Source organism: Oceanobacillus sp. E9 (assembly GCF_001741975.1).
Taxonomy (GTDB): domain Bacteria; phylum Bacillota; class Bacilli; order Bacillales; family Amphibacillaceae; genus Oceanobacillus; species Oceanobacillus kimchii.
This window is the reverse complement of sequence record NZ_LSNA01000008.1, coordinates 75,815-102,260: the sequence shown is the minus strand read 5'-3', so window position 1 is coordinate 102,260 and position 26,446 is coordinate 75,815. Positions and strand designations below refer to the sequence as shown.

The following is a 26,446-nucleotide window of genomic DNA, read 5'->3' as shown; positions in this document are numbered from 1 at the left end:
TATAGCCTCCCTATAAACTTCCTTTAGTTGAAGGTATTCCTTTTTGATTTGGATCGATGGAACAACCTTGGCGGATAACGCGCCCAAATCCTTTAAAAATCGATTCAATAATATGATGAGAGTTAACTCCGTATAATAGATTAATATGGAGTGTTACTTGAGCGTTGCTAGTAAAAGCTTGAAAAAATTCTAATACTAACTCTGTATCAAAGGTACCTACTTTTTCTTTTAATCCTTCCACGTTGTACACGAGGTAAGAACGTCCACTTATATCTAATGCAATCGAAGACAATGCTTCATCCATCGGGCTCATGACATTGGCATAGCGGGTGATTCCTTCTTTATTACCTAAAGCTTCACGTAATGTGTGACCGAGCACAATCCCAATATCCTCCACAGTGTGGTGTTGATCTACTTCTAAATCTCCGTTACATGATATATCTAAATTTATACCGCCGTGTTTTGCGAATAGTGTTAGCATATGATCTAAGAAACCAATGCCTGTTTGGATAGTAGAAGTTCCTTCGCCATTTAGTTGTAGAGATAAGTTAACGGATGTCTCATTGGTTTTTCTGCTTAAAGATGCTTTGCGCATGGTTATTCTCCTTTCGAATACGAATTGCATTTGCATGAGCTGTTAATCCTTCAGCTTCGGCTAGTGTAATTATTGTATCTGCAGCTTCTTCTAACTTGTTTTTAGAGTATTGGATTAGACTCGTTTTTTTAATAAAATCATAGACTCCAAGAGGAGAAGAAAATTTAGCTGTGCCGTTGGTTGGTAATGTATGACTAGGACCAGCTAAATAATCGCCTAATGGCTCACTTGAATAATTACCAATAAATATTGCACCAGCATGTTTAATTTTTGTGCTGATTTGTTCTGGGTTAGTAGTCATTAATTGTAAATGTTCTGGTGCCAGTTGGTTAATAGTGTCGATTGCTTCTTTATTGTTCTCACAAATGATGATCTTTCCATTTTGAGATATAGAAGCATCAATGATTTCTTTTCGTTCTAATAAAGGGATTTGTCGATTTACTTCCTCCTGCAATAATTTTGCATAGGAACGATCATTTGTAATGCAAATAGAAGTTGCTTCTTCATCGTGTTCGGCTTGTGAGAGTAAATCTGCTGCAACATAGGAAACGGGAGCATTGGAATCTGCAAAAATACAAATCTCACTTGGACCGGCTATCATATCAATCGCTACATCTCCATATACCCATTTCTTCGCCCGGGTAACATATATATTTCCTGGACCTACAATTTTATCGACACTAGGAATAGTTTCGGTTCCGTAAGTAAGTGCTGCAATTGCTTGAGCTCCTCCAACTTTATAAACCTTGGTAACTCCCGCAATTTTTGCTGCTGCCAAGACTACTGGATCTATTTCGCCATTTTTATTAGGTGGAGAGGTAATGATAATTTCCTTAACACCGGCGACTTTTGCTGGAATTGCATCCATTAGTACCGTAGAAGGGTAGCTTGCTTTTCCACCAGGAATATAGATACCAACACGATCAAGGGGAGTTACTTGTTGACCTAGTTTTACTCCTGTCTCTGGAGTAATTGACCAGTCGAATTCTATCATTTCAGATTGATAGCGTTGGATATTTTGAGCTGCGATTTCTAAAGCATCTAATAATGTTGAATTTACTTTTTTGATCGCTTTTTCCCATTCATCACTCGTCACCTCGAATGAATTTAGATTTACTTGATCAAATTGAAGTGTATATTGCTTTAATGCTTCATCTCCCTGTATTTGTACTTGTTCAATAATGCGGAGGACATCTTGATCGACTTGTTTGTTTCGACTACTAGACGTTTTTTTAGCCTGTTGCTGCTTCCATTGATGTAAAGAAAGTATTTTCATATTTTTCACCCCACTACTGTACTTAATCGATTAATGATGTTTTGAATTTCAGTAGAACGTGTTGCAAAACTAGCTTTATTAACGATAGCTTTTGTACTTATTGTCTCGATATCTTCAAGAATTTCTAAACCATTTTCTCTTAATGTATTTCCTGTTTCGACAATATCTACAATATAATCTGCCAATCCAATAAGGGGAGCAAGTTCAACAGATCCATTTAATTTAACGATATCTATCGATTGATTTTTTCTACCAAAGTATCGTTTAGCAACAATTGGATATTTTGTTGCAATAGTGATTTCATTATCGGAAGAAAGAGAAACACCCTGCTTAGCTGCAATAGAGAATTTACATTTACCAATGCCTAGGTCTAGTAACTCGTAAACTTCTGCTTGGGATTCGATGATATTATCTTTACCGACAATACCAATATCAGCAGCACCTTTTTCCACATAAATAGGTACATCCATTCCTTTTAGAAAAATGACCCGTACAGATTGATCTTCATTGTAAAATACAAGTTTTCTTGATGAAGCATCAAGTTCTTCGAATATTAAACCAGCATTTTGGAGTAACTTAATGGTTTGTTTCGCTGGTCTTCCTTTTGCAAGAGCTATAGTAACTGGTTGCATCATATTCACCCCTTTTTTAATACATGTTGTAGTATTTGATCAATGGATAAAAATGTTGTTTGTTGTTTTGAGTTCTTAAATTGGTAACTACCAGAGTCTACTTGTATGATGTTAAATGCTTTTAATTCGGACGATACTTCTGTGGGTTGTATAATGACTTTTTTATTTGCTTGACGAATTTTTCTTGCTAGTAAGAATGCATCTTGTCGACAATTAGTTCGATACTTAATAAGGAAATCTGCTTGTTTAATTAATGGGTCATCGCCTTGAGTAATTACAGTTAATAACTTATCGACTTCAAAAGCAAAACCTACTGCTGGTATTTCATTTTCAAACTGTAAACTGAGATGATCATAACGCCCCCCCATTAAAATAGGCTGACCGATGTGTTCTGTAAAACCTTGAAAAATAATACCAGAGTAATAATTCATATTATTAATTAAGCCAAGATTAAACGAAATATATTCTTTCATTTGATAGTCTTTTAATAATGAAAAGACTTTGAATAATGTGTCGACAACTTGTTGCATTTTTTTATTGGTTACTAACGCTTGAGCCCTTTCAATTACTATCGATGGATCTCCATATAACATTGGAATCAGTTCTATTTTTTGTTTTAAGTCTTGATCGATGGATAAATGATCCAGAAAGCTTGATGTTTCAGACATGTTTTTGGATTGAATTAACGCATGCAAAGTTTGTTGTTCATGAGAATTCAGATTTGCCTGTGCAAGTAATTCTTTATAGATACCAGAATGGCCAATTTCTAATTTAAAAGGAGCAATCTTTAAATCTTTTAAACTATCAATTGCAAGAGCGATAACTTCAGCATCGGCTTCTGGGCTTTCATCTCCAAAGAATTCAACGCCTGCTTGTGTGCGATATGCTTGTTGAGTTTCGTTATACCGAAATATATCGAGAACATATGAAAAACGGTGATAGTGATTATTCATATCTGCTTCTACATATTGTCGGGTTATGGGTATGGTTACATCCGGTCTTAATACAAGTACTTTACCCGATGGATGAATCACTTTTACCATATCATCTTGATGAACGGTTCCTTGTACATTGCTATACATATCATAATCTTCAAAAAGAGGTGTTTCGATTTGGTCATATCCATACGTATAAAAACGATTTTGTATTTGTTTAATTACATTCGATTTTTCTAGAAAACCTTCAGGAAAGGATGTTCGATTACGGAAATTGTAATTTCTCATCATATACCCCTTTAATAATTATTTCTTTAATAATTTATCGCTTTATCGCTTTATCTAATTAAAGTTATATAGTATTATATAAATAATCAGAAAAAATGTCAATGGAGGGTTTAAAAATGTTCGATTTTCATATGCATAGTAATTTTTCCGCGGACGGCGATTTTGAAATGGAAGCAATGGTGCAATCTGCTATAAAAAAAGGGCTTAAAGAAATTTGCTTCACAGATCATTTAGATATAGATTATCCAGATAAAGATTGGGATTTTACATTTGATCCGAATAGATATACAAAGGAAATTGAACAATTACAAAGCAAATATCAAAGCCAAATAACCATCTTAAAGGGTGTAGAAGTTGGGGTGCAACCGCATGTATTAAATGAGACTGCGAATTTTGTAAACATTTTGCAGCCTGACTTTGTTATTTGTTCTATGCACGCAACTATGGAAGCAGACTTGCATTCTGGTGATTTTTTTCAGAATAAAACAGTAGAGACTGCTTACCGCCAATATTATGAAGAGTTATATGAATGTATTAAGAAGTTTGATTCATATCAAGTGTTGGGACATGTTGATTTAGTGAGGCGATATACGAAACAGTCAAGTAAAGATGAATGCTTCGACGTTCTTGAATCTATATTGGAACTTGTAATTAATCAGGGTAAAGGCATTGAATTAAACACTTCAGGATTTAAATATGGTTTAGAGGCAGGACTTCCAAGTAAAGAAATATTAGAACTGTATCGTCAATTGGGAGGGGAGATATTAACAATTGGTTCGGATGCTCACCGCCCAAACGAAATTTCACAAAGTTTCCACGATTCATTGGAACTACTGCAATTAGTTGGCTTTACCCATATTACTTCATATGAGAATCAGAAACCAAAGTTCACTTCTATTGAAGATGTAAAAAAGATTTATTGAAAATAATCGAATTGGTGTTTGTGTTTGTGAAGGAATGGTATAATAACGTGAAGAAATTAAACCTATTACATTCGAAGTGAATGTTGGTACAGTTATAAAGGAAGATAAATCGTGGGTAAAAAGTCAATCATCAGCTTAGTAGTCGGCATAGTTATATTAATAGGTGCGGCAATATTTATGTTCTTATATCCAGGTAATACTCGTTCTGAAATTTACGAGGGAGAGCCAACTGTATTTATTCATGGATACAAAGGTACAGAGCACTCCTTTGGGTTCATGTTGGATCGGTTCGAAAATAAATATGGTTGGGGAAATAAGGGATTTGTCTATTATGTGACGAAAGATGGTCAAGTACTGGATTATAATTTAAATAAAGGAAGATATGCTCCTACATTTGTACAAATAGTATTAGAGGATAATCGGGCTAGTTTTGCTGATAGTGCGCAATGGATTTCTTCAGTACTACTGCATATGCAGTCAACGTATAATATAGATCGGGTTAATTTAGTGGGGCATTCAATGGGTGGAATTATTGCTTTAAAGTATACGATGGAGTTTGCATCACAAGGATATCCGGAAGTGGATAAGCTTATAACCATTGGTAGTCCTTTTGATGGTATATATAGTGAGGAGTATTTCCAAATTCATAATGACGAGGCCGCAGAAGACTTAAAACCAGGATCAAATGCGCTTCAGCTCTTACAGACAATGACATTTCCAAGCGATGTAAAAGTATTAAATATTGCAAGTACGGGGGATTCTGTAGCCGTGCCACAAAGTGTAGGAACTTTACGAAGTATTATACCACCGGAGAATTTTAAAGAAGTGATTATTGAAAATCAAGAACTAGGGCATAGCGGTTTGCATGAGAGTGTGAAAGTCGACAAATTGATTCATTCTTTTTTGTGGCAGGAATCAGATGAATAACTTACAATAGAATAAGATTTAAAATGGACACATGTTAAACCGTAATTGAATGATTAAAGGAATGATAAATATGAAAGTCAGCCATCATTTATATGATCAACTATCACGTATTACTTCTGAAGAAAATGTGATGGTCGATGAATTAATCAGAAATCATACTTATACGAAATTAGGTGGGAAAGCAGATGTCTATATTACACCTGAAACGTATAGTGAAGTACAAGATATTATTAAGTTAGCTAATAAAGAAAAAGTTTCTTTTACAATGTTAGGTAATGGATCGAATCTGATTGTAAAAGACGGTGGAATACGTGGTATTGTAATGAACTTACAAAAACTCTCCTCTATTTGGAGGGAAGAAGATAAGATAGTGGCCCAGAGTGGAGCGCGTATTATTGATGCATCTAGGACAGCATTAGCAGAGAGCCTTGCGGGGTTAGAGTTTGCTTGTGGAATTCCCGGTTCTGTAGGTGGAGCACTCTATATGAATGCTGGTGCCTATGGTGGGGAGATAAAGGATGTCTTAGAAAGTACGATCGTAGTGACAAAAGAAGGGGATATTCGCACATTGACTGCAGCGGAGCTAGACCTTGATTATCGTACTAGTAATATTCCGGATAATGGATATATTGTATTGGAAGCAACCTTTGCATTAAATAAAGCTAATTCAACTGATATTAGAGAAGTCATGGATGATTTAACGTTTAAAAGAGAATCAAAACAACCACTTGAATATCCATCTTGTGGAAGTGTTTTTAAGCGGCCACCGGGTTATTTTGCAGGAAAACTTATTCAAGATAGTGAGCTACAAGGAACACAAATTGGTGGAGCAGAAGTATCAAAAAAACATGCTGGATTTATTGTTAATAAAAACAATGCCAGTGCTACAGAATATATTAATTTAATTCGTCACGTGCAAAAAACCGTCAAAGAAAAGTTTGATGTTCAGCTTGAACGTGAAGTAAGGATTATTGGAGAAGATCCAGTAGAATAATTAAAGTGCTACCCGTTTATTTTAACGGTTAGCACTTTTTTGTAGTAAAGTCTTGTCTTATGTCTAAATTTTAACGACCTATCTAGCCTCTAAAACGATGTAAGAATTCTTGAAGTCTGTCATTTTCAGAGTGCTCAATCACTTCACTGGCTGTACCTTGTTCGGCAATTATCCCTTCATCTAAGAATAGAACTTTATCGGCTATATCTAGAGCAAAGTCCATTTCATGTGTTACAAGAATCATCGCCATATCATCGTTTTTTGCAATGTCACGTATAACATTCAGTACTTCTCCAACTAACTCTGGATCAAGTGCAGAAGTAACCTCATCAAACAACATAATTTTCGGGCGCATAACCAGTGCGCGGGCCATTGCAACACGCTGCTTTTGCCCACCAGATAATTGGCTAGGGTAGTTATCTACTTTATCTCCTAGACCAACACGTTCTAACATTTCTATAGAACGTTTTTTAACTTCTTCTTTCGGTTCTTTTTTTACATTTATAGGAGCAGTCATGCAATTCTCTAAAATTGTCATGTGTGGAAACAAATTAAAATGTTGAAATACCATTCCGATATCTCCACGTATTTCACGCAAGTGATTCTCATTAGCAGGCACTGTTTTCCCTTTTTTCTCCATTTTCCAGAGATTCCTTCCTGCTACAATAATGTCACCGTCGGTTGGCTCTTCTAATGTCATAAGCATTCGAATAATAGTCGTTTTACCAGAACCACTCGGACCAATTACAGCAACCTTTTCAGCTGGATGAATATCTAAATTAATTCCCTTTAATACCTCTACATCACCAAAGGACTTATGGATATTTTGAAATTTTACTATCGGTTCTGTCATTACGTTAAGGCTCCTTTTTTCTTAATTTGGTTTTTATCGAAGCGTCTATTAAATTTTAACTCTAATCGCTTAATCAGCATAGCAGAAGGTAGACTCAATACTAAGAAAATGATACCTACAATGGTCAATGGTTCTACATAAGACCAGTGCTCTGAACCATATGATCTTGCCATAGACATAATTCCTGCTACGGTTATGGTGGAAGCTAGTGGCACTTCTTTAAACATAATTATAAAATAATTACCCAACATGGGAATGGTGGGTGGTATTGCCTGTGGTAAAACAATTTTCTTCCATTTATCCCAAGTAGAGAAATTTAAAGCTTTTGAAGCTTCCCATTGGCCTTTATCAACACTTTCAATACCAGAACGATAGATTTCTCCGATATACGTACTGAAATGAACTCCTAATCCAATTACACCACATAAAAATGGTGGAAGTGATACACCGATTACAGGAAGTGTAGGTAGAGCATAGAATATAAAGAACAGCTGTACAATCGGAGGGGTGGAACGTATAAATTCCATTATCCAAGTGACAATGAAGTTAAATGGTCTATTTGGTACACGTCTTAGGAATGTCCACACAAACCCAAAGACGAGTGCAAAGGCGAAACTAGCAAATGTTAAACCAATTGTTACCCAAATTCCATCAAGAACATAGGGTAGGGCATCTATAAAAGTTTCAAAACTAAATCCCATTAACTAGCAACTCCTTTCTTCGATATGTTTTCTGCTTTTCTTGTAAACCAAATTAAAGGCAATGCAAGTAAGAAATAGAAAACTAGTACTAATATATAGATAATCGGAGAAAGGTCTAGATTCGTATTGCGCATCATATTTCCATAATAAAGAATATCTGTTAATCCAATTAAGTATACAAGTGATGTACCTTTTAGCATTTGGATCGTATAGTTTCCAAACTCTGGTAACATCATCCGTATTGCTTGTGGAAGGATAATGAGACGCATACGTTGTTTTTTCGACATATTCAATGCAACCGCAGCTTCTGTTTGTCCTTTATCTACAGAAACGATTGATCCGCGTACTACTTCAGATAGATATGCCCCGTAGTTTAAACCAATGGCAATCACACCTATTACCCAGTTATTTCCTAATTGAATTCCGAAAATGATTGGAATGGCATAATATAGCCAAAATAATTGAACGATCAGTGATGTTCCACGGAATATTTCAATATAAAATCCAGTAGCAACACGTACAATTTTCGAGCTAGAAAGACGACAAAGCCCAGCGAAAAAAGCCATGAAGTATGCTAAAATAGCTGAAGCAATTAGTATGGAAACAGTTATTCCCAACCCCCGGGAGAGTTGACTGATAATATCAATTGTATCACTAATGGTGATTCACTCCTTATCTCATTTTAGTATTCACAACAAAAAAATAAGGTACGCTCCCTCGGGCAGGGAAACGGACCCTATGGAGTCTATCAAATTAAATTAAACTTCCCCATTACAAAGCTGTTCGGTCGTTACAGAACCATCTTCTACAAAGTTGTTTTCAGGGTGAAAGCCATTCTTTTCAAGCAATTCAGCCACAGTTCCATCTTCTTTTAGTTCTTTTAATTTTTCATTATAAGCATCACGTAATTCTTCGTTATCAGGATGGAATGCTGCTCCACCATAGCTTGGAACACCAGGAATATCTGGTTGCTCAAATGTTTCTACAAGTTCTAGGTCCTCTGTATTAGCAGAAGCAAAATTTTCTCGAACAGTCATCTCTGTTCCGGTTGTTGCATCAGCACGTCCTGATTGAACCGCAGAGAATGTTGCAGGAATATCACCTGCAGTAGTGATCTGATCAGGGTTCACTCCAACTTCTTCTAAGTAACCAATCTCAGTTGCACCCTCCATTACGATAACTGTTACATCGGGATTATCAGCAATGTCTTGATAGCTTTCTAAACCGTGAGGGTTTCCGGCAGCTACAACAAGTCCTTCCCCATACTGCATGGTAGGTTCACTGAACAATGCATTTTCACAACGAGCTGGTTGAATTGCCATTCCAGCGGTAATTACATCAAATTGGCCAGCTTGAACACCTGGGATTAATTCTCCCCATTCGGAAAGCTTTCCTTCTACATTATCGATACCAAGTTCTGCAAAGACTGCTTTTGCAATATCAACTGATGCCCCTGATAATTCACCATTATCATTTTCATAAGCATAAGGAGATTCGTTTGCGAAACCAACTTCCACAGTTCCTTCATCTTGTAAGTCTTCTAAACTACCGCTGTCAGAACCGCAGGCAGCTAAGAAGAACACTAGTATTGCACTAAGTATGACTACCGTTATTAACTTTTTTTTCAACTTTATTGACCTCCTAGTAATTTTATATAATTCTATGAAAAAATAACTATGAATACGGACTGAATTCTATCATCTCTAGTAAAATATCACCGCATCATAGTTTCAAAAAAAGAATGTGGTGTTTGCCCAACATTCGTTACTAAACATGTTACAGAGATATGAAAAACTTCTCAAATGCTGTGTATTCTGATAATTTACAATTAACCTTTATATTTTTATATTTCAAGAATATAAGCAGGCGTATGCAAAGATATACTTTTATATAATTATATATGCTTGGGTATACATGGAATTTGCTGTAAAAGAGTGGTTAGAATCAAAATATTGTGATTGAAAGAAATTTGGATATTCGATACTCTAAAAGAAGCAAGTATGTAAAGCGAGGGATAGTATGTCTGGTTCCATGATAACTGTCATAATTGTTTCTGTAGTTGTTGTTGCAATGGTAGTCGGGTTATCGTTGTTAACTCTGTCTAAAGGGTATGGGTATAACCATACGATTGATCCGCTTCCAGATGAGGAAAAAAATAAGGAAGAAAATGAAAAAGACGGAGAAAAAAAGAATAACCAATAAAAAACAAAACCATTCATGATACCGACCAAAAAACGTTCAGTTATACATGAATGGTTCTTTATTTATCTGGAGGCCTATAGCCTTTTTGAAGCTCATTTATACTTAAGCCGAATGTCATTTGAAGGTGAGGATAATCCTTAAAGTGCTGCCAATCGCCTCCCCATTCAAAACCGATATCTTTAGCAATCTCAGCGACTTCAAACCAATCGGATTCACCATTATCATTGCCGTCGTAATGAATATCCCAAATCACATTGCCATTATTGTCTTTAATAGCATAATCAATTGCTAATCCATAATTATGATAGCTTTCTCCACCTTGTGCATGTGTTACAATGGTTCCTTCTTTGGATCGTCCTCTTGCATAAAGTTCATCCTGTCTCTCTTTGGAGCGGACATCATCAGTTATTATGACATCAATATCTATCTCCGAAGCTTGATCAATCAAATCATTTTTAGCTTTTTCCACTACGGGGTGTAATTCAGAAGCCTCGGTTGCTTCTTCACCAACATAAACAGTTTCTGGCTGATTTGCTTCTTGATAAATCATAAAAACAATAGCTACAAAAAGGATAATGAGCATCCAAGTAGTTATAAAATGTGTTAAGCCTCTCATTAAGCTTTTTGCTCCTTTTTTGACAAGATAAATGTCTTTAAAAGAATAACATGGATAGTCATATAGGGAAATTAAATTATACGTATTGAAGAAAAATTGTCATGATTTATCTATTTGATGGAAATCATTCCAATTTACATTTTAACTTCCCTCTCACCTATAAATAAAGGTGATTGATTATATGAAAGCGTAAACATATAATGAAGTAAAACTTCATTCTTTTGAAGGGGTTTTAAAATCGTAAGGGGAAGTGAGACTTATCAAAGTTATTCGTTTCTGCTATAACGAGCATATACTTCATTAGATGGTGACTTGCGAATAATTGCATAATGCGGCGACGATTAAAAGGGGGGAGAAGAATGTATTATGTAGTTGCTTGTTTACTAGGATATATATTTGGTTGTATACATGGTTCTCAGTTCGTAGGTAAGTTAAAAGGTGTTAATATTAAAGAAGCAGGTGTAAAAAATGCAGGCGCTTCGAATACAACCATTTTATTAGGTTGGAAATATGGAATTATCGTAGCATTTATTGATATATTTAAAGCAACAGCCGCCATATTATTGCTGTTAATATTACTTCAGGAAAATGCAGTACCCACTCAAGAACAACATATTTATATCTATTTAACGGCATTATTTGTTATTATAGGACATAACTATCCGATAACGATGCATTTTAGTGGTGGGAAAGGAACTGCATCTCTTGTTGGAGCTTTAATAGCGATTGATTGGCGGATAGCATTAATTGGGATAGGAATATTGATAATATTTACTATCGCTACGGATTATTTAGCAATCGGAGTTTTGTGTATGTATATCTCATTTCTCATAACAACCTATTACTTCTTTGGTTTAGCTCCATTTCTTATCGTAATTGGGTTATCTGTTTTGGGTATTTATAAACATATTGAAAATTATAAGCGGATAAAAGGGAAAGAAGAAACAAAACTATCCAGTATGTTTGGAAAAAAAGCAAGTTAGAGATGTGATTGGAGGTATTTCTTTGTTTGACATTATCATATGGATTATTATCGCACTATTATTTGTCGCTAGTTTTATAGGTATTATTTTTCCGATTATACCTTCAGTTCTAGTAATCTGGATTGGTTTTATACTTTATCAATTTGTTCTGAGTGGAGATCAATTAAATACGTTATTTTGGATAGCAATGATAGTTATTACTGTTTTACTATTTGGTGCCGATATTATCGCCAATAGTTATTTTGTACGACGTTTTGGAGGCAGTAAAACAGGGGAACGTGCAGCTGCGGTTGCGGTCATAATTGGATCATTTATAACCCCTCCATTTGGAATTATTTATATACCGTTCTTAGTAGTATTAATTGTTGAGAAAATACAAAACCGAACGTTTAAAGAAGCATTTCGATCAGCAATTGGTTCTCTTATTGGTTTCCTGGGAGGTTCAGTTGCAAAGATTGTCTTACAGCTAATTATGATTATTTGGTTCTTAATTTTAATCTTGTTTTAAGAAAGGGAGTTTAGAGTAGATGACAAAAAAAGCATTAATAAATATTGATTACACTATTGATTTTGTAGCAGAAGATGGTGCACTTACTACTGGAAAACCTGGACAAGCCATTGAAAGTAAAATTGTACAAATAACAAAGTCATTTGCTGAACAAGGTGATTATGTAGTGTTTGCTATTGATGCACATCAACCCGATGATGAACATCATCCCGAACAAAAACTTTTTCCTCCACATAATATAGTTGGTACAAAAGGTAGGCAATTGTTTGGAGAGTTAGAAACTCTATATCAACGTATAAAAGAACAGGAAAATGTTTATTACTTTGATAAAACGAGATATAGTGCCTTTGCTGGTACAGACTTAGAGTTGAAGCTAAGAGAACGTGGAATTGAAGAAATCCATCTTGTTGGTGTTTGTACAGACATATGTGTTTTGCATACAGCTGTAGATGCATATAATAAGGGCTTTCGAATTGTAATTCATAAAGACGCAGTGGCTAGTTTTAATCAAGTGGGACATGAATGGGCGCTTGGGCATTTTGAACAGTCGATTGGTGCAGAGGTAAGATAGTCGCACACTTGACTTTCATAGCGTCTGACTATATATTTAAAACATAAATGAAACGTGGACGGAGACTAGTACTTTTGTTTATCTAACACAGAGAGGGAGAGAATGCTGAGAATCTTCCATAGATAATTTTAGGAACCTACCTCCTGAGTTCGCCATCGAAAGGCTTTGCTATAAGATGTGCGCGGTGAAATCCGTTATCTACATAAAGTGTGTATCCAATCTGGATGCAAACAAGGGTGGTACCACCAGACCTCGGTCCCTTTTACGGATGGAGGATTTTTTGTGTTTTCAAATACATTTTAAATGAGTCAATTTCATAATTGCAAATTTACATTTAATAAACGAATAATTAATGATATCTATATATTAAAGTTCGCATTATAGAAAATATTTGGCTTTGATTAGAATGTAAGACGGCGACTCATGCAGGAACAGCGCGGGCTGAAGATACACTCATAAATTGTGTTTTTCTTTTTAAGTTAGTTAAAACCAGTCCCTGCTAAAAAACAACTGTCTGCAACGGAAGTCAAACAGTATAACATTCAGATTTCATGCAAAATAACTTTTTATGAAATTGATTTAAATAGATGAAAATGAGGTGTAAGAAGTGGGAAAGAAAAATAAACAGTTCGTGGAAAAAATTACTGCGATGGAAGATGATTTTGCACAATGGTATACCGATGTTGTGAAGCAAGCAGACTTGGTAGACTATGGTCAAGTTAGAGGAACAATGATTATTAAACCTTATGGGTATGCTATTTGGGAAAATATTAAAAATGAATTGGATCGTATGTTTAAAGAAACTGGACATACAAATGTAGCCTTTCCTTTATTTATACCAGAGAGTTTGCTTCAAAAGGAGAAAGATCACGTAGAAGGATTTGCTCCGGAAGTTGCATGGGTAACTCATGGTGGAGAAGAAGAATTAACAGAACGTATTGCGGTCCGTCCAACATCAGAAGTGCTTTTCTGTGACTACTATTCTAATAACATTCATTCCTATCGTGACCTTCCAAAACTTTATAATCAATGGGGAAATGTTGTTCGTTGGGAGAAGACAACACGTCCGTTTCTACGTTCTTCAGAATTCCATTGGCAAGAAGGTCATACTGCACATGCTACAGATGAAGAAGCAACAGAAGAAACAAATCGCATGTTAGAAACCTATGCAAAACTTGTGGAAGAGTATCTAGCTGTCCCAGTACTAAAAGGACGAAAAACAGATAAAGAAAAATTCGCAGGTGCAAAATTCACGTTAACGATTGAAGCATTGATGCATGATGGTAAAGCTTTACAATCAGGAACTTCTCATCATTTTGGAACTGGATTTGCAGAAGCATTTGATATTAATTATCTTGATAAAGATGGCAGGAGCCAATTTGTTCATCAAACATCTTGGGGATTATCGACGCGTATCATGGGCGCATTGATTATGGTACATGGAGATAATCGTGGACTTGTTGTTCCTCCGAAAATTGCACCAACGCAGGCGATGATTGTTCCGATTGCTCAACATAAAGAAGGCGTACTTGATAAAGCTTATGAACTACGGGATAAATTAGCGAAAGTTGCTCGAGTAGATATTGACGGTAGTGATAAGATGCCAGGTTGGAAGTTCAATGAATATGAAATGAAAGGGATACCTGTTCGTGTAGAAATGGGTCCAAAAGACATTGAAAAAGAACAAGTTGTCCTCGTGCGACGTGATACTGGAGAGAAAGAATTTGTTCCAGTAACTGATGTGGAGACTCGTTTAGTTGAATTGCTCGATGAAGTTCAATCGAATCTATATCAACGTGCGTTAGATCATCGAGATGAGATGACTACTGTTGCAAAAGATATGGATGAATTTAAAGAGAAAATCGAAAAAGGCGGATTTATTAAAGCGATGTGGTGTGGAGATGTGAGTTGTGAGGAATCCATCAAAGAAGAAACAACTGCAACATCTCGCTGTATACCTTTTGAAGAAGAAAAAGTAGCAGACACTTGTGTATGTTGTGGTAAAGAAGCAAAAGAACTAGTATATTGGGCTAGAGCATACTAAAATATGTGAATGATGAGCGGTAATTCAGAGTGATATCTGATTTACCGCTTCGTTTTGTTAACTCAATACCTTGCAATACAAGGTATTGAGTTATATACTGATTACATATCTTGTATTACAAGGTATAAGCATTTAATAATATTATGCATTACAAGATCATAAGTGGAGGCTATGTAATGTCACAAACTCAAATGTTGAAAGGGATCCTAGACGGCTGTCTGCTCGCAATTATTCATGGTGAAGAATGCTATGGATACGAAATGGCTCAGAAATTAAGCGATTATGGATTTCATCATGTCAGTGAAGGAACAATCTATCCGTTACTCATGAGAATGCAACGAGAAAATCTAGTTCAATCTGTAAAAAAAGCATCAATTGCTGGACCGCAAAGAAAATATTATTCATTGACGGAAGAAGGAAAGAGAGAATTAACAGAATTTATAACAAAATGGAATCAACTTCAATCGAGTGTGAATGACATTTTACAAAAAGAAAGTGAGGATAAACAATGAGTATGGAATCGTCGTTAAGTAAAGAAAGTGTTCGTTTTATAGAGAACCTGCGATTATATCTATTTGCAAGTGGTAAGAAAACAGAAGAAATCAATGAAATTGTTGAAGAATTACAAGGTCACTTATTGGAGGCGGAAGAGTCAGGAAAAAATATTCATCAGGTAGTAGGGGATTCCCCAGAAGAGTATATGCAAATGATCTCAAAAGAAATGAAAGTAGATGTAAAATCTTGGATGATGTACATACCATTAATTTTAATTGGTGGCATATCTTTTAGTATATTTGGAAATTTATTAGAAGGAAGCAATTTTACACTAAACTATAGTTTGCTACAAATCATAGGTATTGTGTTGCACGGTATTTTCTTTTTAACAGGAACAGTCATTGCTTTTCGGTATGTTTCAAGAAAGCAAACGTTAGGATTAAAACAGTATGTGATTATTGCTGTACCAGTTATTTTAAGTATGTTGTTTTATTTGGCAGTGCTGTTTATCAATCATTTATATCCATCACCGATGTATCATTTTAGCCTATTAACAAGTTTAATTGTTGCATCACTTGCGGCTATACTAGTGATTGGTCTATCTGTATGGGCAAAAACTGCTGTTCTACCGTTTGTATTAATTGCATTACATCTACCAAGTTATCTGCTAATGTATACGAATGTTAGCGAAGATAATCGATTAATTATCGGTATGTTAATTAGTTATGTACTTATTGGAGCCTATTTCTTTTTTGAATTAAGACGACTGAAAGGTGATACAGAAGAATGATAGTATGAAAATATAATTATTTGATTGGGGTGTATGGGGTGAGTAAATCTGCATTAGTAATTATTGATGTGCAAAATGCGATGTTTGATGAAGGAGTTTACAATGGGGAACAGTTATTGGAAGAGTTACAGATGCTCATAGTAACAGCAAGAGAATCATCCGTACCAATTTTTCATGTGCAACATAATGAAGCGCCAGGGGAGTCATTAGAGAATGGATCTGTTGGATGGGAGATTCGACAAGAGATAACACCTAAGGGCCAAGATGTCGTTATTCAGAAAACAACTCCAGATGCATTTTATCGTACCAATTTTCTAGATGAACTAATGAGATATGAAGTGGAACATCTCTTGGTAACGGGTATACAAACAGAAGTATGTGTCGATACGACGATGCGAAGTGCATTTAACCACGGATATAAAGTTTCCTTAGTATCGGATGCACATAGTACATTTGATAATGAAATATTAACCGCAGATAAAATTATTGCGCATCATAATCAAACGCTACGCTTTTTTGGAAAAGTAATTAAACGTAATGAATGTACGTTTTAATAAAGTTGATGGAGGATTAGAATGAAGCAGCTTTTAAATCATAAAATGGAAGAAATTATACCAGCTCTAATAGATATTAGTGATTATTTGTACTACCATCCAGAGCTAGGAGATCAAGAATTTGAATCAATGAAACTCCTTACCAATCTTCTAGAAAAGCATGGTTTTCAAGTGCAGACAAATATTGTAGAAAGACAGACTGCATTTCATGCAACCTTTTCTGGAGCACAACCTGGTCCTAATATTGCTTATTTAGCGGAATACGATGCACTGCCAGGTGTTGGACATGGATGTGGCCATAATTTAATCGGAACAATGAGTGTTGGAGCTGCCATTGCTCTAAGTAAGCTAATATCTGAAATTGGAGGAACGGTGCATGTATTCGGAACACCTGCCGAAGAAACGAATGGAGCCAAGGTTCCGATGAGTGAACAAGGGATTTTTGATAAATTAGATGCCGCAATGATTCTTCATCCTGGAAATATATCTCATGAAAGTGGCGATGGATGCGATACAGTTTAGCTATACGGGTAAACCTGCACATGCAGCGGCTGCGCCTGAACAGGGAATCAATGCCTTAGACAGTGTGATTCAGTTGTTTAATGGTATTAATGCTCTACGTCAACATGTAACAAGTGACGTTCGGATGCATGGAATTATTACAGAGGGTGGTGTAGCAGCGAATGTTGTGCCAGAAAAGGCAACCGCTCAATTCTATATTCGTGCAAAGGATCGTAGTTACTTAAATCGCTTGGTCCTTCAAGTAAAAGATATTGCAAGTGGTGCTGCAGCTATGACGGGTGCAGCATTAGAAATAACAAACTATGAGTTGAGCTATGATAATATGATTACCAATCAACAATTATCAGAGGTATTCACAAAAAACTTAAAAGAAACAAGTGAACTTCCAGTACATCCTGCGAAAGAATCTTATGGCTCTATTGATATGGGAAATGTGAGTCAAGTTGTACCTGCGATTCATCCATATATTGGGATGAACAAATCGGATATTATTGCACATACAACAGAGTTTGCTAAGCAGACAATAACGGAAGATGGGCATAAAACTTTATGTGATGGAGCATTGTCGCTTGCTAAAACAGGTTATGATTTATTAACCGATGAAGCTTTAATTCATGCAATTCGACAAGAGTTTAATCAATTGAAGAAATAATGAAGAATGGTTGTTGCCGTAAAATCATGTAAACTCATAGAAAATCTCTCCTTTGTAAAAATTATATCAATGGCCATGGAGTGGTCAAAATAGAAAGGTAAGGTTATTATTATGCAGCATGTATTACGAGATGGTACGAATGTTGACGTAAGATACTTAACTAGAGAAGATTTACCTGTAATTATGCAACTACAGGATATAGTAATTGAAGAATTAATTGATAAAGATAGCTTAGAACCTTTGTCAAGAGAGGAATTTCTTACTATCCTATCCGATGATAAGTTAATGATAGGAGTATTTGATCAACAGATATTAATTGGTTTTCGAGCATTTCTAAACCCTATAAATGATGAGGAAGGGTTAGGAAAGGATATCGGATTACTAGAAAGCGATTACCCTCGTATTGTGTATTCGGAGATATCAAATGTTCACCCCGATTATCGGGGAAATGGTTTACAGACATTTATGGGGAAAACTTGGATGGATTCATTGGATAGACGAGATTTTCGGTACATTTTAGCGACAGTAGCTCCTTTTAATATAGCAAGTTTAAAGGATAAATTTGCTTTAGGGATGAAGATTTATCGATTAAAGAATAAATATGGCGATAAACTCCGCTATATTTTTTGTAAGGACCTACAAGCTAACAATAATCAAATAAAAGAAATAACAACAATTGAAATGGGAGATATCCAAAAGCAACAGCAATACTTAAATGATGGATATGTAGGATTGAAGATGATGCAGGTGAAAGATACTTGGCATGTAGAGTATGTTAAATATGAATAAGAAAAAAAAGATCTGACAGGGTAGAGTTTGTCAGATCTTTTTTTATCTAAAGCTATACTTCTTGTGTTAAAGATTCGCCAATCGCTTGTAATCTTTCTTCGACTTGAGTTCCAGTGAGTTCATGTTCTTTCACATATAAGTTGCGAGGAGTAACACGACATTCATGTGTACAACCCCGTAAATATTTATGCTCATTTTCCTCTGAAGCAAGTATTTGTTTATTACACTCTGGGTTTGCGCAATTTACATATCTCTCACAAGGTTCACCGTCAAAGTAATCTTTCCCAATGATAACATGTTCTTTACGGTTTACTGGTACACTAATACGCTCATCAAATACGTATAGCTGACCATCCCAAAGTTCACCTTGTACTTCAGGGTCTTTTCCATAAGATACAATTCCACCGTGTAATTGAGCGACGTCTTCAAAACCTTCTTTTACCAGCCATCCTGAAAATTTCTCACAACGAATTCCGCCTGTACAATAGGTAACGACTTTTTTACCTTCTAACATATCCTTATTCTCTTGAACCCAATCAGGAAGGTCGCGGAAAGTTTTGATATCAGGTCGGATTGCACCTCGGAAGTGCCCTAAGTCATATTCATAATCATTACGTGCATCCAATACAACTGTATTTTCATCTTGTAATGCTTGATAAAAATCTTTTGGTTCTAAATATTCTCCTGTTGTTTCTAATGGATTCACATCATCTTCAAGACGTAAAGTCACTAGTTCAGGGCGTGGGCGAACGTGCATTTTTTTAAATGCATGACCCTCATGAGAATCCACTTTAAATGTCATATCATGGAAGCGTGCATCGTTGTGCATGTGGTCCATATATGCATTGGTTTGTTCAATAGTTCCTGACACAGTACCATTTATTCCTTCATTTGCAACTAAGATGCGTCCCTTTAAACCAATCTCCTTGCAATAGCGTAAATGCTCTGCAGCAAAGGTTTCTGGATCATCAATGGTTACATATTGGTAATACAACAATACTTGATATTCTTGCTTTTTTTCCATTTTCTTTACCACCTATTCATTCATATTTGCAAGATATAAATGTTGGTAGGTATCTATACTATTTTTTATCTTGCAAATAAACATTGTAGCATGGCTTCATTGCTTTTTCAATTCCCTATAATTTATCAAGGTGCAAATGGCTTTCGACTTGTATTCCTAAAAAAGAACAAGAAAAAGAACCTTGAATAACCAATCGTTTTGTTGCTCATTTCCACTTGTTTTCTGTTCAGAAAGATAAAAACTTAAAGGATTTTTTGACAATCTCTTTTTTCTTTGTTAAGCCATCCGTCAACCTTAACCAATGATCTGTATGATGGCACTGCTTATAATGATTTTGGGGTTTAGTCTGATTTGTACTTATTTTAGCATGTCTTTTTTCTTAATTACCTTTGCCTTTCTCAAAGCCAATTCTAACTATGATAGCAGGATAAACAAGACCGCGTAAACCCATTATTATAGTTATTACCCATATGTGAATACACCCCCTTTTTTAATCAGAGGTCTGTATTATATACGAAGGTAACAGCATTACCTTAGTAAACGGGTAAAACTGAATAGTTGATTCCGCCCTATTTAGGTTTATTAGAAAGACTCTTTAGCCTTGTAACATAATTAAGCTTTCATGTATATAAAGTTATTAGCACCAAAAAATTATCATATTATGCCCCATCTTAATCCCCTTGTTTTAAAAAAAAGTGCCATACGGAAGTAAAAATAAAATAGTCAACCGCATAGTCAATTTAGGTTTTTAAACCATAGAATATTAATATAATAAAATGGAAGTGGGTGAATATTTATGGCAAATTCAGATAATTCATTGCCTAATAAAGTTGTAGAAGTAATGGTGGATAGCATCTTTAGAAAAAATGGTCTGAAATCAGAAGACTTGAAAGAGAAACTATCCGACGATCAGAAAAAAATGTTGAAAGAAATGGTAGAAGATTTAAAGGAGCAGGTAGAACAATTTAATAACAAAGAAAAAGACGAAAAAAAATAAAAAACGAGTCAATAAGTAATATTTTTTATAGCTTGTAAAGAAAACAGATGTTTTTTCTTTATAAGCTTTTTATTTTATAAAAATAATAAACATATATCTTTTTAGACAAACAGTCCGTTTAGATCTGAGTGTAGAGCAGCTAGTGTAACTTTCTCATATCTGTTCTTATACCTTTGTGGTGAAAGCCACCTTCGATTCATACAACTCCCTAAAGAACCCGAGCGCAGTTCGCACATTGCTGCGACGCTTTAGAAGGGCTAGTAAAGGCGTTGGGACAGGATGGCAACTCTTGGGCTGCAAGGGCACTGTACCATTGTAAGATCAGTTTTATCATATTTGTGATGAACCCCCTAAAAACTTTTGTGTTCTTAACCTAGAACTAGGTGTTTTCATTAATTTTTATAATATTAGGGAAAGTGTGCAACCATCTAGTTGAAAAATCCATAGATTATTTTATAACCACTAGAAAGGAGTGTTAATATGACAACTTATCGAAGTTCAAATGCTGGGGACCGTTACCAAGAAAATCGATACTTTTATTATGATCATGAACAAAAACATCTTGAGCCTGTAGCGGAAAAACGGCATGAATGTGGATGTGATCATCACTGTGATTGTCATTGTGATCACGATTGCAAAGATACTTGCGACTACGATTACAAGAGTAATTCACATTTCGATAAAAATTATTTTAACGATAGTAACGATGATGCAACAGTTGTACAGGATGCTAACCAATACTCATTTATGGATCAGGAATCTGCTGAACTGATTTGGGTAAGGGAATCCTGTGATATCGAAGTGAACACGACAGATACTCAAGTTGGAGTAACTTTGCAGGCAGCATTACAGTTGGCAATCGCCTTAGTTATTAGAGTCACAATTGGAGATTCAGAACGAGGGGATGCTGTAGCCCAAGAATTAATACAGTTTTCTGATATTGACCAAGTAAACAAACAAAAAATTTATATCTATAATACCAAAGATGCTAGAGTAACCACTACAGATACAGATTTGGCTATTAATATTCAACTTTTGCTTCAAGTGTTAGTAGCGATAATCCTGTTAGTTGATATTTTATAAATTTAATGAATTGAGGTGAGAAGGATGACATACGCTAAAGAATGGCGTGCATTGGATCATTGTGATGACGACAAAAATAATGCTGATATAGAGCAAGAGGCGGATCAGGTTAAATCGGAAAAGCAGTTCTCAGATGAATGGATTATCATTAAAGACTCTGAAGGTGTAGAAGTTACCAGTACAGATACGCAGGCGGCAATTTCTCTTCAGATCGGTATTCAGGTCGCAATCGCAGTTGTTCTTAGTATAACTATTGCAGACTCCGAACGATCCGATGATGTATTACAAGACTTTAAACAGGTAATTAAAGTAAAGCAAAGTAATCGTCAAAAAACGATTGTGGAAAAATCGAAAAATGTAAGCATTACAACAACTGATACCGATATTGCTATTAATATTCAATTGCTTATCCAAGTGCTTGTTGCTATAGTAGTTAGCCTGGATATTCTATAATCACAATTTTTAAAGAAAACAGATAGTAGGTTTATTTCTACAAGTTTCTATTCATGGGTTCCTGTTATGTTGGAAAATTTAAAACAGGAAGGATGAAAGAAATTGGCTAATTTGACAGAGCGCCAGGCAAGGTTGTTATCTCTTCTTCAAAACTTGCAAAACTTAAATACAAACTCATTAACGAATACTGATTTTTCAATTGATTTTCCGAGCATTGATTTAGGTATAGACTTGGGAGGAATTAGTATTGGTAGTGGTGGAAATGGAGAGAACGGAAACGGAGGTAGTTTACCAAGTAATATACGACAAGTATTACTTGGCCTATTAAATGAAAATGTGGATGTCTCTACTCCGTTTGGTATCGTATCAGGACTTCTTATTTCTGTGTTAAATGACTATATTGTTCTGATTGATAATGGAGAACAAGTGCTAGTTTTAATTGATAAAATCGAAACAGTAAACGAATCTTAAAAAGGAGAGATAATTAATGAATAATACGTTTGCAGCTGAATTAGCTTCCCGTATAGGAACAACAATTGAGATTGCTACAGACAATAACCTGATTGAAGGCGTATTATCCAGTGTTTCACTTGGAGTGGTTCTAGTGATTGAAACTGGTGGTTATAGTGGTAGTAATAGACGATATATTGCTTTGAGTGCAATTAATTTTGTCCGCTTTTCTAGTGCGGCATAAGTTAAGATCCTAGTCAAAGATATATTACGGTAACACTTGGTTGGCTGGCGAGTCTATGAGTAATTTTAAATTTAAGAAGGCTCGCCTGTGCCATCCTCTCACTAGATTATTCATTTTTTTCAATTAAGGTATTTTATAAAGCGTTATATTACTAATTGTTATGTCACATCCCTTATGCACTTAGTTTAATCTGTCTTGAAATTTTGTTCCATATACTTTACATAATCTCGCCATTTGAAATGATTATTTTTAGTAATGCTTTGATCATGTACTCTTACATTGTAAATAGTAAAATCATAATAACAAAAATTTCCGCGATCCAATAAGGAATGCAGTACTGTCACATCTTCATATAGTCTACCTTCTTCAAAAGGAATTGTTGGAAATCCATGAATTGATTTTAAACTAGATGTACGATAGATTCTTGGACCCAGAGGTAAGGAGTATTTAAATAATTGTTGTTTATGATGAATTTGTTTTCCTTTTGCATGTGTGGTATATATTACTTCATCGTTAGGGAGTTGCTTCCATTTTCTGAAATTACCATAAAGAAGAACATACTTTTTTTCTAAATAGTGGAGATAATTTTTAATGGTTGATATAGCGTCGTAGTCTAACCAATCATCCGCATCTAATTCAAGAATGAAATCGCTATTTACGTAAGAGAGCAATTTATTTAATGCCTTCGCTTTTCCTTTATTCTTTTGATAGTAGGTACGTATTGGTTGAAACTTGGTCCATTGATTAATACGGGAAGCAGTGAAATCAGTTGATCCATCATCCATAATAAGAATTTCATCCGCTGGTTCATTTTGTAAGTATGCAGATTGGATGGCAGTGTCAACATAAGATTCTGCATTATAAGCACAAATTAAGACAGCGATTGAAGGAGCTTGTTTGTGGTTAAGTTTAGAACTATAAGAATGGATTACTTGTTGTTTTTCCACTTCAGATCTAGAATTATTAACCTTTGTTGGTTTGATATTTAATATCTTTGATGTACTAAAATTTTCTTTACTTAACCATAAGGGAAAGATTGCCTCTTGAAATACAAGGTGTTTACTTGAATGAAATGGATACTTTATTAATGTTGATATTGGAACTAAGGCAGGGTAGTTAATCGTTACATTTCTATATTCTTTTTCTATATGATATATTGTGTCATTTGCTATCGAAAAATTACTTTGTAAATAGTCGGTATTATAAAAAAATAATACCGCTGTTGCTTTTGATTTTTCGATTATACGATTAAGCGTTAAACCTAAATCATTGTCTATAAGAGAAATTTGTTCTAGTAGAGGATTGTTAATATCTTTCGTCAAACTGTTATTTTTTAAATTAATACATCGAATCTCCGAAACAGATGATTTTAGTGGTTTAAGGGATTGTAATGTATTCATAAATGTCTGTTTATTCAGGCTATTAATAATACAAACTAGAAAATTGTTCAATTTATATTCCTCCATTCACGGTTAAAATTTATGTATTGAAAAAGAAAATCATGCTTAATAAGTGGTGATTTTTTTATGGGAAGTTGAGCAGGTGAATAGCGAATAATGTCAGATTTTGCGCTAAGATAAACGCTTGCAATTTACTGACAAAAAGAGTAAAATAAAGTTGCAAAAGGAAATTGGAGTTTCAGAAATACTTTACGGTCTCTTTTTCAAGATGATGTAAAAGTATTTAGGATTCAATTTACTTGCAGATCTTGTTAAAGGAGGTCATTTTAATGACTGGTAAAGTAAAATGGTTTAATGCAGAAAAAGGCTTTGGTTTCATCGAGCGTGAAGATGGAGACGATGTATTCGTACATTTCTCAGCTATCCAAGCTGAAGGTTTCAAAACTCTTGAAGAAGGTCAAGATGTAGAATTTGAAATCGTTGAAGGTAACCGTGGCCCACAAGCTGCAAACGTTGTTCGTTTATAATTAATCATTAAAATAAACAAGGACTACCAAATCGGTAGTCCTTTTCTTCTTTTTACTGCGTTAGAAGGGAAGTGTTCATATGGGAAAAAATGAAGAAGTAATTCGTCAATATCAAGAAGATGAAAAAAGAATGGTACTTATATTTGCGCAATGGTGCATCAACCATCAACTAGACCCATTTGCTGTTTATGGAGAAGCTTATCCAACACAAATGAATAATTCCATTCTTAAAGAAGTTATAGATTGGACAGTTGATGCTTCAGAGTCAGATCCGATTGATACGGAAATGATTATTCAGATCCTTCAAGCGTATGGCAATGATGATTTAGCAATGATAGTATTTGAAAAAAGCCAAGAGATGAAACAGAAATAGCTGAAACATTTCTTGGCTATTATATTACTATAAAAGGCATTCGGCTTTGATTTTGTAATTGTTACTTCCACTTATCAAAATCCAAATATATCTATACTGTCATTTCTGATCTGTAGGCAAGAGTTTTAATTAACGCTTGGGTTCCACTATCCTGTTCACCCATATTTGCAAGTTCTTCATATAATTTTATAGCTAGCTTTAATCCTGGAGTATCCAATCCGAAATCTTGAGAAGATTCAAGAGCAATTTTCATGTCTTTAATAAAATGTTTTACATAGAAGCCTGGAGCAAAGTCATTTTCAAGCATCCTAGCTCCCAATTTTGAAAGTGAGAAACTAGCTGCAGCACCAGTAGAAATGGTAGCCAATACTTTTTTCGCGTCTAGTCCAGCTTTTTTTGCATATAGTAAGGACTCACAAACTCCAATCATGTTGGAAGCAATCGTTATTTGATTTGACATTTTAGTATGCTGACCAGCTCCTGCAGGTCCTTGGTAAGATATATTTTCTCCAAGAACTTGAAAAACAGGAAGAACGTAATCATATACACTTCTTTCCCCACCTGTCATAATAGCTAAGGTGCCACTTTCTGCTCCGATATCTCCTCCTGATACAGGGGCATCTAATACGTACAAACCATGTTTTTTTCCGACCGAAAAAATTTCTTCAGCTAATGATGGTTTAGAAGTAGTCATATCAATGAGATAGGAACCTTCTTTGCAATTTTTTATTAAACCTTGATCACCTAAATATACTTCTTCCACATCAGAAGGATAACCTACCATGGTTATAATTACATCACATTGTTTTGCCAATGTTGGTATATCCTCATCCCATTTTGCACCTATATTTAATAAATCATCAGCCTTGGATTTTGTTCTTGTGAATATTCGTAAATAATAACCAGCATTGATTAAATTTTTTGCCATGCTTTTCCCCATTACTCCAGTACCTATGAAACCTATCGTAGTTGTGTTAGCTGACAACATTTTACATTCTCCTTATTTTAAGACCTATACAACCATTCTACAAAATTCCAGTGAATC

General features: G+C 35.0%; 31 protein-coding genes, 1 pseudogene and 1 other annotated feature. Of the genes and pseudogenes, 20 read left to right on the top strand and 12 right to left on the bottom strand.

Annotated features, from left to right (window positions below; all coding sequences use genetic code 11):
* Positions 1–10: 10 nt before the first annotated feature.
* From hisB to hisZ, 4 genes are read right to left on the bottom strand one after another with little or no spacing between them, the layout of a single operon-like run.
* The gene (hisB, locus tag AQ616_RS14175; RefSeq protein WP_069686055.1) at positions 11–595 is read right to left on the bottom strand and encodes an imidazoleglycerol-phosphate dehydratase HisB; all 585 of its coding nucleotides are present in this window, start codon (positions 593–595) and stop codon (positions 11–13) included.
* On the bottom strand, positions 561–1,871 hold the full coding sequence (gene hisD, locus AQ616_RS14170) for a histidinol dehydrogenase (RefSeq protein ID WP_069686054.1): 1,311 nt from the start codon (positions 1,869–1,871) through the stop codon (positions 561–563). Before hisD ends, hisB begins: the two co-directional genes overlap by 35 nt.
* A 5-nt stretch (positions 1,872–1,876) precedes the next feature.
* Positions 1,877–2,503, bottom strand: coding sequence for an ATP phosphoribosyltransferase (hisG, locus tag AQ616_RS14165; RefSeq protein ID WP_017795633.1), 627 nt, complete (start codon positions 2,501–2,503; stop codon positions 1,877–1,879).
* A 5-nt stretch (positions 2,504–2,508) separates the two neighbouring features.
* The gene (gene hisZ / locus AQ616_RS14160) at positions 2,509–3,726 is read right to left on the bottom strand and encodes an ATP phosphoribosyltransferase regulatory subunit (protein ID WP_017795634.1); all 1,218 of its coding nucleotides are present in this window, start codon (positions 3,724–3,726) and stop codon (positions 2,509–2,511) included.
* Between the two features lie 116 nt (positions 3,727–3,842).
* On the opposite strand from hisZ, the gene AQ616_RS14155 reads away from it, so the two are divergent.
* From AQ616_RS14155 to murB, 3 genes are all read left to right on the top strand, one after another.
* Positions 3,843–4,649, top strand: coding sequence for a histidinol-phosphatase HisJ family protein (locus AQ616_RS14155; RefSeq protein WP_017795635.1), 807 nt, complete (start codon positions 3,843–3,845; stop codon positions 4,647–4,649).
* Between the two features lie 111 nt (positions 4,650–4,760).
* Entirely contained in the window at positions 4,761–5,576 is an 816-nt protein-coding gene (locus AQ616_RS14150) for an alpha/beta hydrolase (RefSeq protein WP_017795636.1), read from the top strand.
* A 70-nt stretch (positions 5,577–5,646) separates the two neighbouring features.
* Positions 5,647–6,570, top strand: a complete 924-nt coding sequence (gene murB / locus AQ616_RS14145) for a UDP-N-acetylmuramate dehydrogenase (RefSeq protein ID WP_017795637.1) — start codon at positions 5,647–5,649, stop codon at positions 6,568–6,570.
* Between the two features lie 82 nt (positions 6,571–6,652).
* On the opposite strand, the gene ehuA is transcribed toward murB, so the two are convergent.
* The 4 genes from ehuA to ehuB form a co-directional block, all read right to left on the bottom strand.
* A complete protein-coding gene (gene ehuA / locus AQ616_RS14140; RefSeq protein ID WP_017795638.1) occupies positions 6,653–7,423 on the bottom strand; it encodes an ectoine/hydroxyectoine ABC transporter ATP-binding protein EhuA in 771 nt (256 codons plus the stop codon).
* Positions 7,423–8,124, bottom strand: coding sequence for an ectoine/hydroxyectoine ABC transporter permease subunit EhuD (gene ehuD / locus AQ616_RS14135; RefSeq protein WP_017795639.1), 702 nt, complete (start codon positions 8,122–8,124; stop codon positions 7,423–7,425). The genes ehuA and ehuD overlap by 1 nt, the downstream gene beginning before the upstream one ends.
* The gene (locus AQ616_RS14130) at positions 8,124–8,783 is read right to left on the bottom strand and encodes an amino acid ABC transporter permease (RefSeq protein ID WP_077596652.1); all 660 of its coding nucleotides are present in this window, start codon (positions 8,781–8,783) and stop codon (positions 8,124–8,126) included. Before AQ616_RS14130 ends, ehuD begins: the two co-directional genes overlap by 1 nt.
* 99 nt (positions 8,784–8,882) lie before the next feature.
* A complete protein-coding gene (gene ehuB, locus AQ616_RS14125) occupies positions 8,883–9,752 on the bottom strand; it encodes an ectoine/hydroxyectoine ABC transporter substrate-binding protein EhuB (protein WP_017795641.1) in 870 nt (289 codons plus the stop codon).
* Between the two features lie 403 nt (positions 9,753–10,155).
* Here ehuB and ytzI point away from each other — a divergent pair, with 403 nt between their 5' ends.
* Positions 10,156–10,326 (top strand): YtzI protein, encoded by a 171-nt coding sequence (ytzI, locus tag AQ616_RS14120; RefSeq protein ID WP_168156648.1) that lies wholly within the window; start codon positions 10,156–10,158, stop codon positions 10,324–10,326.
* 58 nt (positions 10,327–10,384) lie between these two features.
* On the opposite strand, the gene AQ616_RS14115 is transcribed toward ytzI, so the two are convergent.
* A complete protein-coding gene (locus AQ616_RS14115) occupies positions 10,385–10,942 on the bottom strand; it encodes a M15 family metallopeptidase (protein ID WP_069686053.1) in 558 nt (185 codons plus the stop codon).
* A 359-nt stretch (positions 10,943–11,301) separates the two neighbouring features.
* Between AQ616_RS14115 and AQ616_RS14110 the strand changes: the two genes are divergently transcribed.
* From AQ616_RS14110 to AQ616_RS14070, 9 genes and pseudogenes are all read left to right on the top strand, one after another.
* On the top strand, positions 11,302–11,925 hold the full coding sequence (locus tag AQ616_RS14110; RefSeq protein WP_069686052.1) for a glycerol-3-phosphate acyltransferase: 624 nt from the start codon (positions 11,302–11,304) through the stop codon (positions 11,923–11,925).
* On the top strand, positions 11,906–12,433 hold the full coding sequence (locus AQ616_RS14105) for a DUF456 domain-containing protein (protein WP_240490510.1): 528 nt from the start codon (positions 11,906–11,908) through the stop codon (positions 12,431–12,433). The genes AQ616_RS14110 and AQ616_RS14105 overlap by 20 nt, the downstream gene beginning before the upstream one ends.
* Positions 12,434–12,452: 19 nt before the next feature.
* Positions 12,453–13,004, top strand: coding sequence for a cysteine hydrolase family protein (locus AQ616_RS14100; RefSeq protein WP_017795646.1), 552 nt, complete (start codon positions 12,453–12,455; stop codon positions 13,002–13,004).
* Positions 13,005–13,050: 46 nt separating this feature from the next.
* Positions 13,051–13,268 (top strand) — a binding site (T-box leader).
* 343 nt (positions 13,269–13,611) lie between these two features.
* Positions 13,612–15,048: a proline--tRNA ligase gene (gene proS / locus AQ616_RS14095; RefSeq protein WP_069686050.1), complete on the top strand. Its 1,437-nt coding sequence runs from the start codon at positions 13,612–13,614 to the stop codon at positions 15,046–15,048.
* A 176-nt stretch (positions 15,049–15,224) separates the two neighbouring features.
* Complete coding sequence (locus tag AQ616_RS14090) at positions 15,225–15,560, top strand: PadR family transcriptional regulator (protein WP_017795648.1); 336 nt, start codon at positions 15,225–15,227, stop codon at positions 15,558–15,560.
* Positions 15,557–16,333 (top strand): DUF1129 domain-containing protein, encoded by a 777-nt coding sequence (locus AQ616_RS14085; protein WP_017795649.1) that lies wholly within the window; start codon positions 15,557–15,559, stop codon positions 16,331–16,333. The genes AQ616_RS14090 and AQ616_RS14085 overlap by 4 nt, the downstream gene beginning before the upstream one ends.
* Before the next feature lie 38 nt (positions 16,334–16,371).
* Positions 16,372–16,887 (top strand): cysteine hydrolase family protein, encoded by a 516-nt coding sequence (locus AQ616_RS14080; RefSeq protein ID WP_069686049.1) that lies wholly within the window; start codon positions 16,372–16,374, stop codon positions 16,885–16,887.
* Between the two features lie 21 nt (positions 16,888–16,908).
* Positions 16,909–18,061, top strand: a pseudogene (locus AQ616_RS14075) (M20 family metallopeptidase).
* Positions 18,062–18,172: 111 nt separating this feature from the next.
* On the top strand, positions 18,173–18,850 hold the full coding sequence (locus AQ616_RS14070) for a GNAT family N-acetyltransferase (protein ID WP_069686048.1): 678 nt from the start codon (positions 18,173–18,175) through the stop codon (positions 18,848–18,850).
* 52 nt (positions 18,851–18,902) lie between these two features.
* Here the strand turns inward: AQ616_RS14070 and trhO are convergent, their stop codons facing one another.
* Positions 18,903–19,874, bottom strand: coding sequence for an oxygen-dependent tRNA uridine(34) hydroxylase TrhO (gene trhO, locus AQ616_RS14065; protein WP_017795653.1), 972 nt, complete (start codon positions 19,872–19,874; stop codon positions 18,903–18,905).
* Between the two features lie 796 nt (positions 19,875–20,670).
* Between trhO and AQ616_RS14060 the strand changes: the two genes are divergently transcribed.
* From AQ616_RS14060 to AQ616_RS14040, 5 genes are all read left to right on the top strand, one after another.
* Positions 20,671–20,871, top strand: coding sequence for a hypothetical protein (locus tag AQ616_RS14060; protein ID WP_017795654.1), 201 nt, complete (start codon positions 20,671–20,673; stop codon positions 20,869–20,871).
* Between the two features lie 480 nt (positions 20,872–21,351).
* Positions 21,352–21,954 carry a spore coat protein gene (locus tag AQ616_RS14055; protein ID WP_017795655.1) on the top strand — a complete coding sequence of 201 codons (603 nt, stop codon included), beginning with the start codon at positions 21,352–21,354 and terminating at the stop codon, positions 21,952–21,954.
* 24 nt (positions 21,955–21,978) lie between these two features.
* Positions 21,979–22,407 (top strand): spore coat protein, encoded by a 429-nt coding sequence (locus AQ616_RS14050; RefSeq protein ID WP_017795656.1) that lies wholly within the window; start codon positions 21,979–21,981, stop codon positions 22,405–22,407.
* Positions 22,408–22,509: 102 nt separating this feature from the next.
* Positions 22,510–22,878 (top strand): DUF2642 domain-containing protein, encoded by a 369-nt coding sequence (locus AQ616_RS14045; RefSeq protein WP_017795657.1) that lies wholly within the window; start codon positions 22,510–22,512, stop codon positions 22,876–22,878.
* Between the two features lie 16 nt (positions 22,879–22,894).
* Positions 22,895–23,101 carry a hypothetical protein gene (locus AQ616_RS14040; protein WP_017795658.1) on the top strand — a complete coding sequence of 69 codons (207 nt, stop codon included), beginning with the start codon at positions 22,895–22,897 and terminating at the stop codon, positions 23,099–23,101.
* Positions 23,102–23,286: 185 nt separating this feature from the next.
* Here the strand turns inward: AQ616_RS14040 and AQ616_RS14035 are convergent, their stop codons facing one another.
* Entirely contained in the window at positions 23,287–24,552 is a 1,266-nt protein-coding gene (locus AQ616_RS14035; RefSeq protein WP_069686047.1) for a glycosyltransferase family 2 protein, read from the bottom strand.
* A gap of 278 nt (positions 24,553–24,830) precedes the next feature.
* Between AQ616_RS14035 and AQ616_RS14030 the strand changes: the two genes are divergently transcribed.
* Entirely contained in the window at positions 24,831–25,028 is a 198-nt protein-coding gene (locus tag AQ616_RS14030) for a cold shock domain-containing protein (protein ID WP_017795660.1), read from the top strand.
* A gap of 79 nt (positions 25,029–25,107) precedes the next feature.
* Complete coding sequence (locus AQ616_RS14025; RefSeq protein ID WP_017795661.1) at positions 25,108–25,401, top strand: hypothetical protein; 294 nt, start codon at positions 25,108–25,110, stop codon at positions 25,399–25,401.
* A 91-nt stretch (positions 25,402–25,492) separates the two neighbouring features.
* On the opposite strand, the gene AQ616_RS14020 is transcribed toward AQ616_RS14025, so the two are convergent.
* A complete protein-coding gene (locus AQ616_RS14020; protein ID WP_017795662.1) occupies positions 25,493–26,389 on the bottom strand; it encodes an NAD(P)-dependent oxidoreductase in 897 nt (298 codons plus the stop codon).
* Positions 26,390–26,446: the final 57 nt, after the last annotated feature.

What these genes read in the sequence shown, in the direction of transcription:
- AQ616_RS14020 (WP_017795662.1), bottom strand. Translation starts at nt 26,389, where the DNA reads ATGTTGTCAGCTAACACAACTACGATAGGTTTCATAGGTACTGGAGTA.
- AQ616_RS14090 (WP_017795648.1), top strand. Translation starts at nt 15,225, where the DNA reads ATGTCACAAACTCAAATGTTGAAAGGGATCCTAGACGGCTGTCTGCTC.
- hisZ (WP_017795634.1), bottom strand. Translation starts at nt 3,726, where the DNA reads ATGAGAAATTACAATTTCCGTAATCGAACATCCTTTCCTGAAGGTTTT.
- AQ616_RS14050 (WP_017795656.1), top strand. Translation starts at nt 21,979, where the DNA reads ATGACATACGCTAAAGAATGGCGTGCATTGGATCATTGTGATGACGAC.
- AQ616_RS14100 (WP_017795646.1), top strand. Translation starts at nt 12,453, where the DNA reads ATGACAAAAAAAGCATTAATAAATATTGATTACACTATTGATTTTGTA.
- AQ616_RS14055 (WP_017795655.1), top strand. Translation starts at nt 21,352, where the DNA reads ATGACAACTTATCGAAGTTCAAATGCTGGGGACCGTTACCAAGAAAAT.
- ehuA (WP_017795638.1), bottom strand. Translation starts at nt 7,423, where the DNA reads ATGACAGAACCGATAGTAAAATTTCAAAATATCCATAAGTCCTTTGGT.
- AQ616_RS14110 (WP_069686052.1), top strand. Translation starts at nt 11,302, where the DNA reads ATGTATTATGTAGTTGCTTGTTTACTAGGATATATATTTGGTTGTATA.
- AQ616_RS14155 (WP_017795635.1), top strand. Translation starts at nt 3,843, where the DNA reads ATGTTCGATTTTCATATGCATAGTAATTTTTCCGCGGACGGCGATTTT.
- AQ616_RS14070 (WP_069686048.1), top strand. Translation starts at nt 18,173, where the DNA reads ATGCAGCATGTATTACGAGATGGTACGAATGTTGACGTAAGATACTTA.
- ytzI (WP_168156648.1), top strand. Translation starts at nt 10,156, where the DNA reads ATGATAACTGTCATAATTGTTTCTGTAGTTGTTGTTGCAATGGTAGTC.
- AQ616_RS14085 (WP_017795649.1), top strand. Translation starts at nt 15,557, where the DNA reads ATGAGTATGGAATCGTCGTTAAGTAAAGAAAGTGTTCGTTTTATAGAG.
- AQ616_RS14115 (WP_069686053.1), bottom strand. Translation starts at nt 10,942, where the DNA reads ATGAGAGGCTTAACACATTTTATAACTACTTGGATGCTCATTATCCTT.
- hisG (WP_017795633.1), bottom strand. Translation starts at nt 2,503, where the DNA reads ATGCAACCAGTTACTATAGCTCTTGCAAAAGGAAGACCAGCGAAACAA.
- AQ616_RS14025 (WP_017795661.1), top strand. Translation starts at nt 25,108, where the DNA reads ATGGGAAAAAATGAAGAAGTAATTCGTCAATATCAAGAAGATGAAAAA.
- AQ616_RS14040 (WP_017795658.1), top strand. Translation starts at nt 22,895, where the DNA reads ATGAATAATACGTTTGCAGCTGAATTAGCTTCCCGTATAGGAACAACA.
- trhO (WP_017795653.1), bottom strand. Translation starts at nt 19,874, where the DNA reads ATGGAAAAAAAGCAAGAATATCAAGTATTGTTGTATTACCAATATGTA.
- hisB (WP_069686055.1), bottom strand. Translation starts at nt 595, where the DNA reads ATGCGCAAAGCATCTTTAAGCAGAAAAACCAATGAGACATCCGTTAAC.
- murB (WP_017795637.1), top strand. Translation starts at nt 5,647, where the DNA reads ATGAAAGTCAGCCATCATTTATATGATCAACTATCACGTATTACTTCT.
- ehuD (WP_017795639.1), bottom strand. Translation starts at nt 8,124, where the DNA reads ATGGGATTTAGTTTTGAAACTTTTATAGATGCCCTACCCTATGTTCTT.
- AQ616_RS14060 (WP_017795654.1), top strand. Translation starts at nt 20,671, where the DNA reads ATGGCAAATTCAGATAATTCATTGCCTAATAAAGTTGTAGAAGTAATG.
- AQ616_RS14030 (WP_017795660.1), top strand. Translation starts at nt 24,831, where the DNA reads ATGACTGGTAAAGTAAAATGGTTTAATGCAGAAAAAGGCTTTGGTTTC.
- hisD (WP_069686054.1), bottom strand. Translation starts at nt 1,871, where the DNA reads ATGAAAATACTTTCTTTACATCAATGGAAGCAGCAACAGGCTAAAAAA.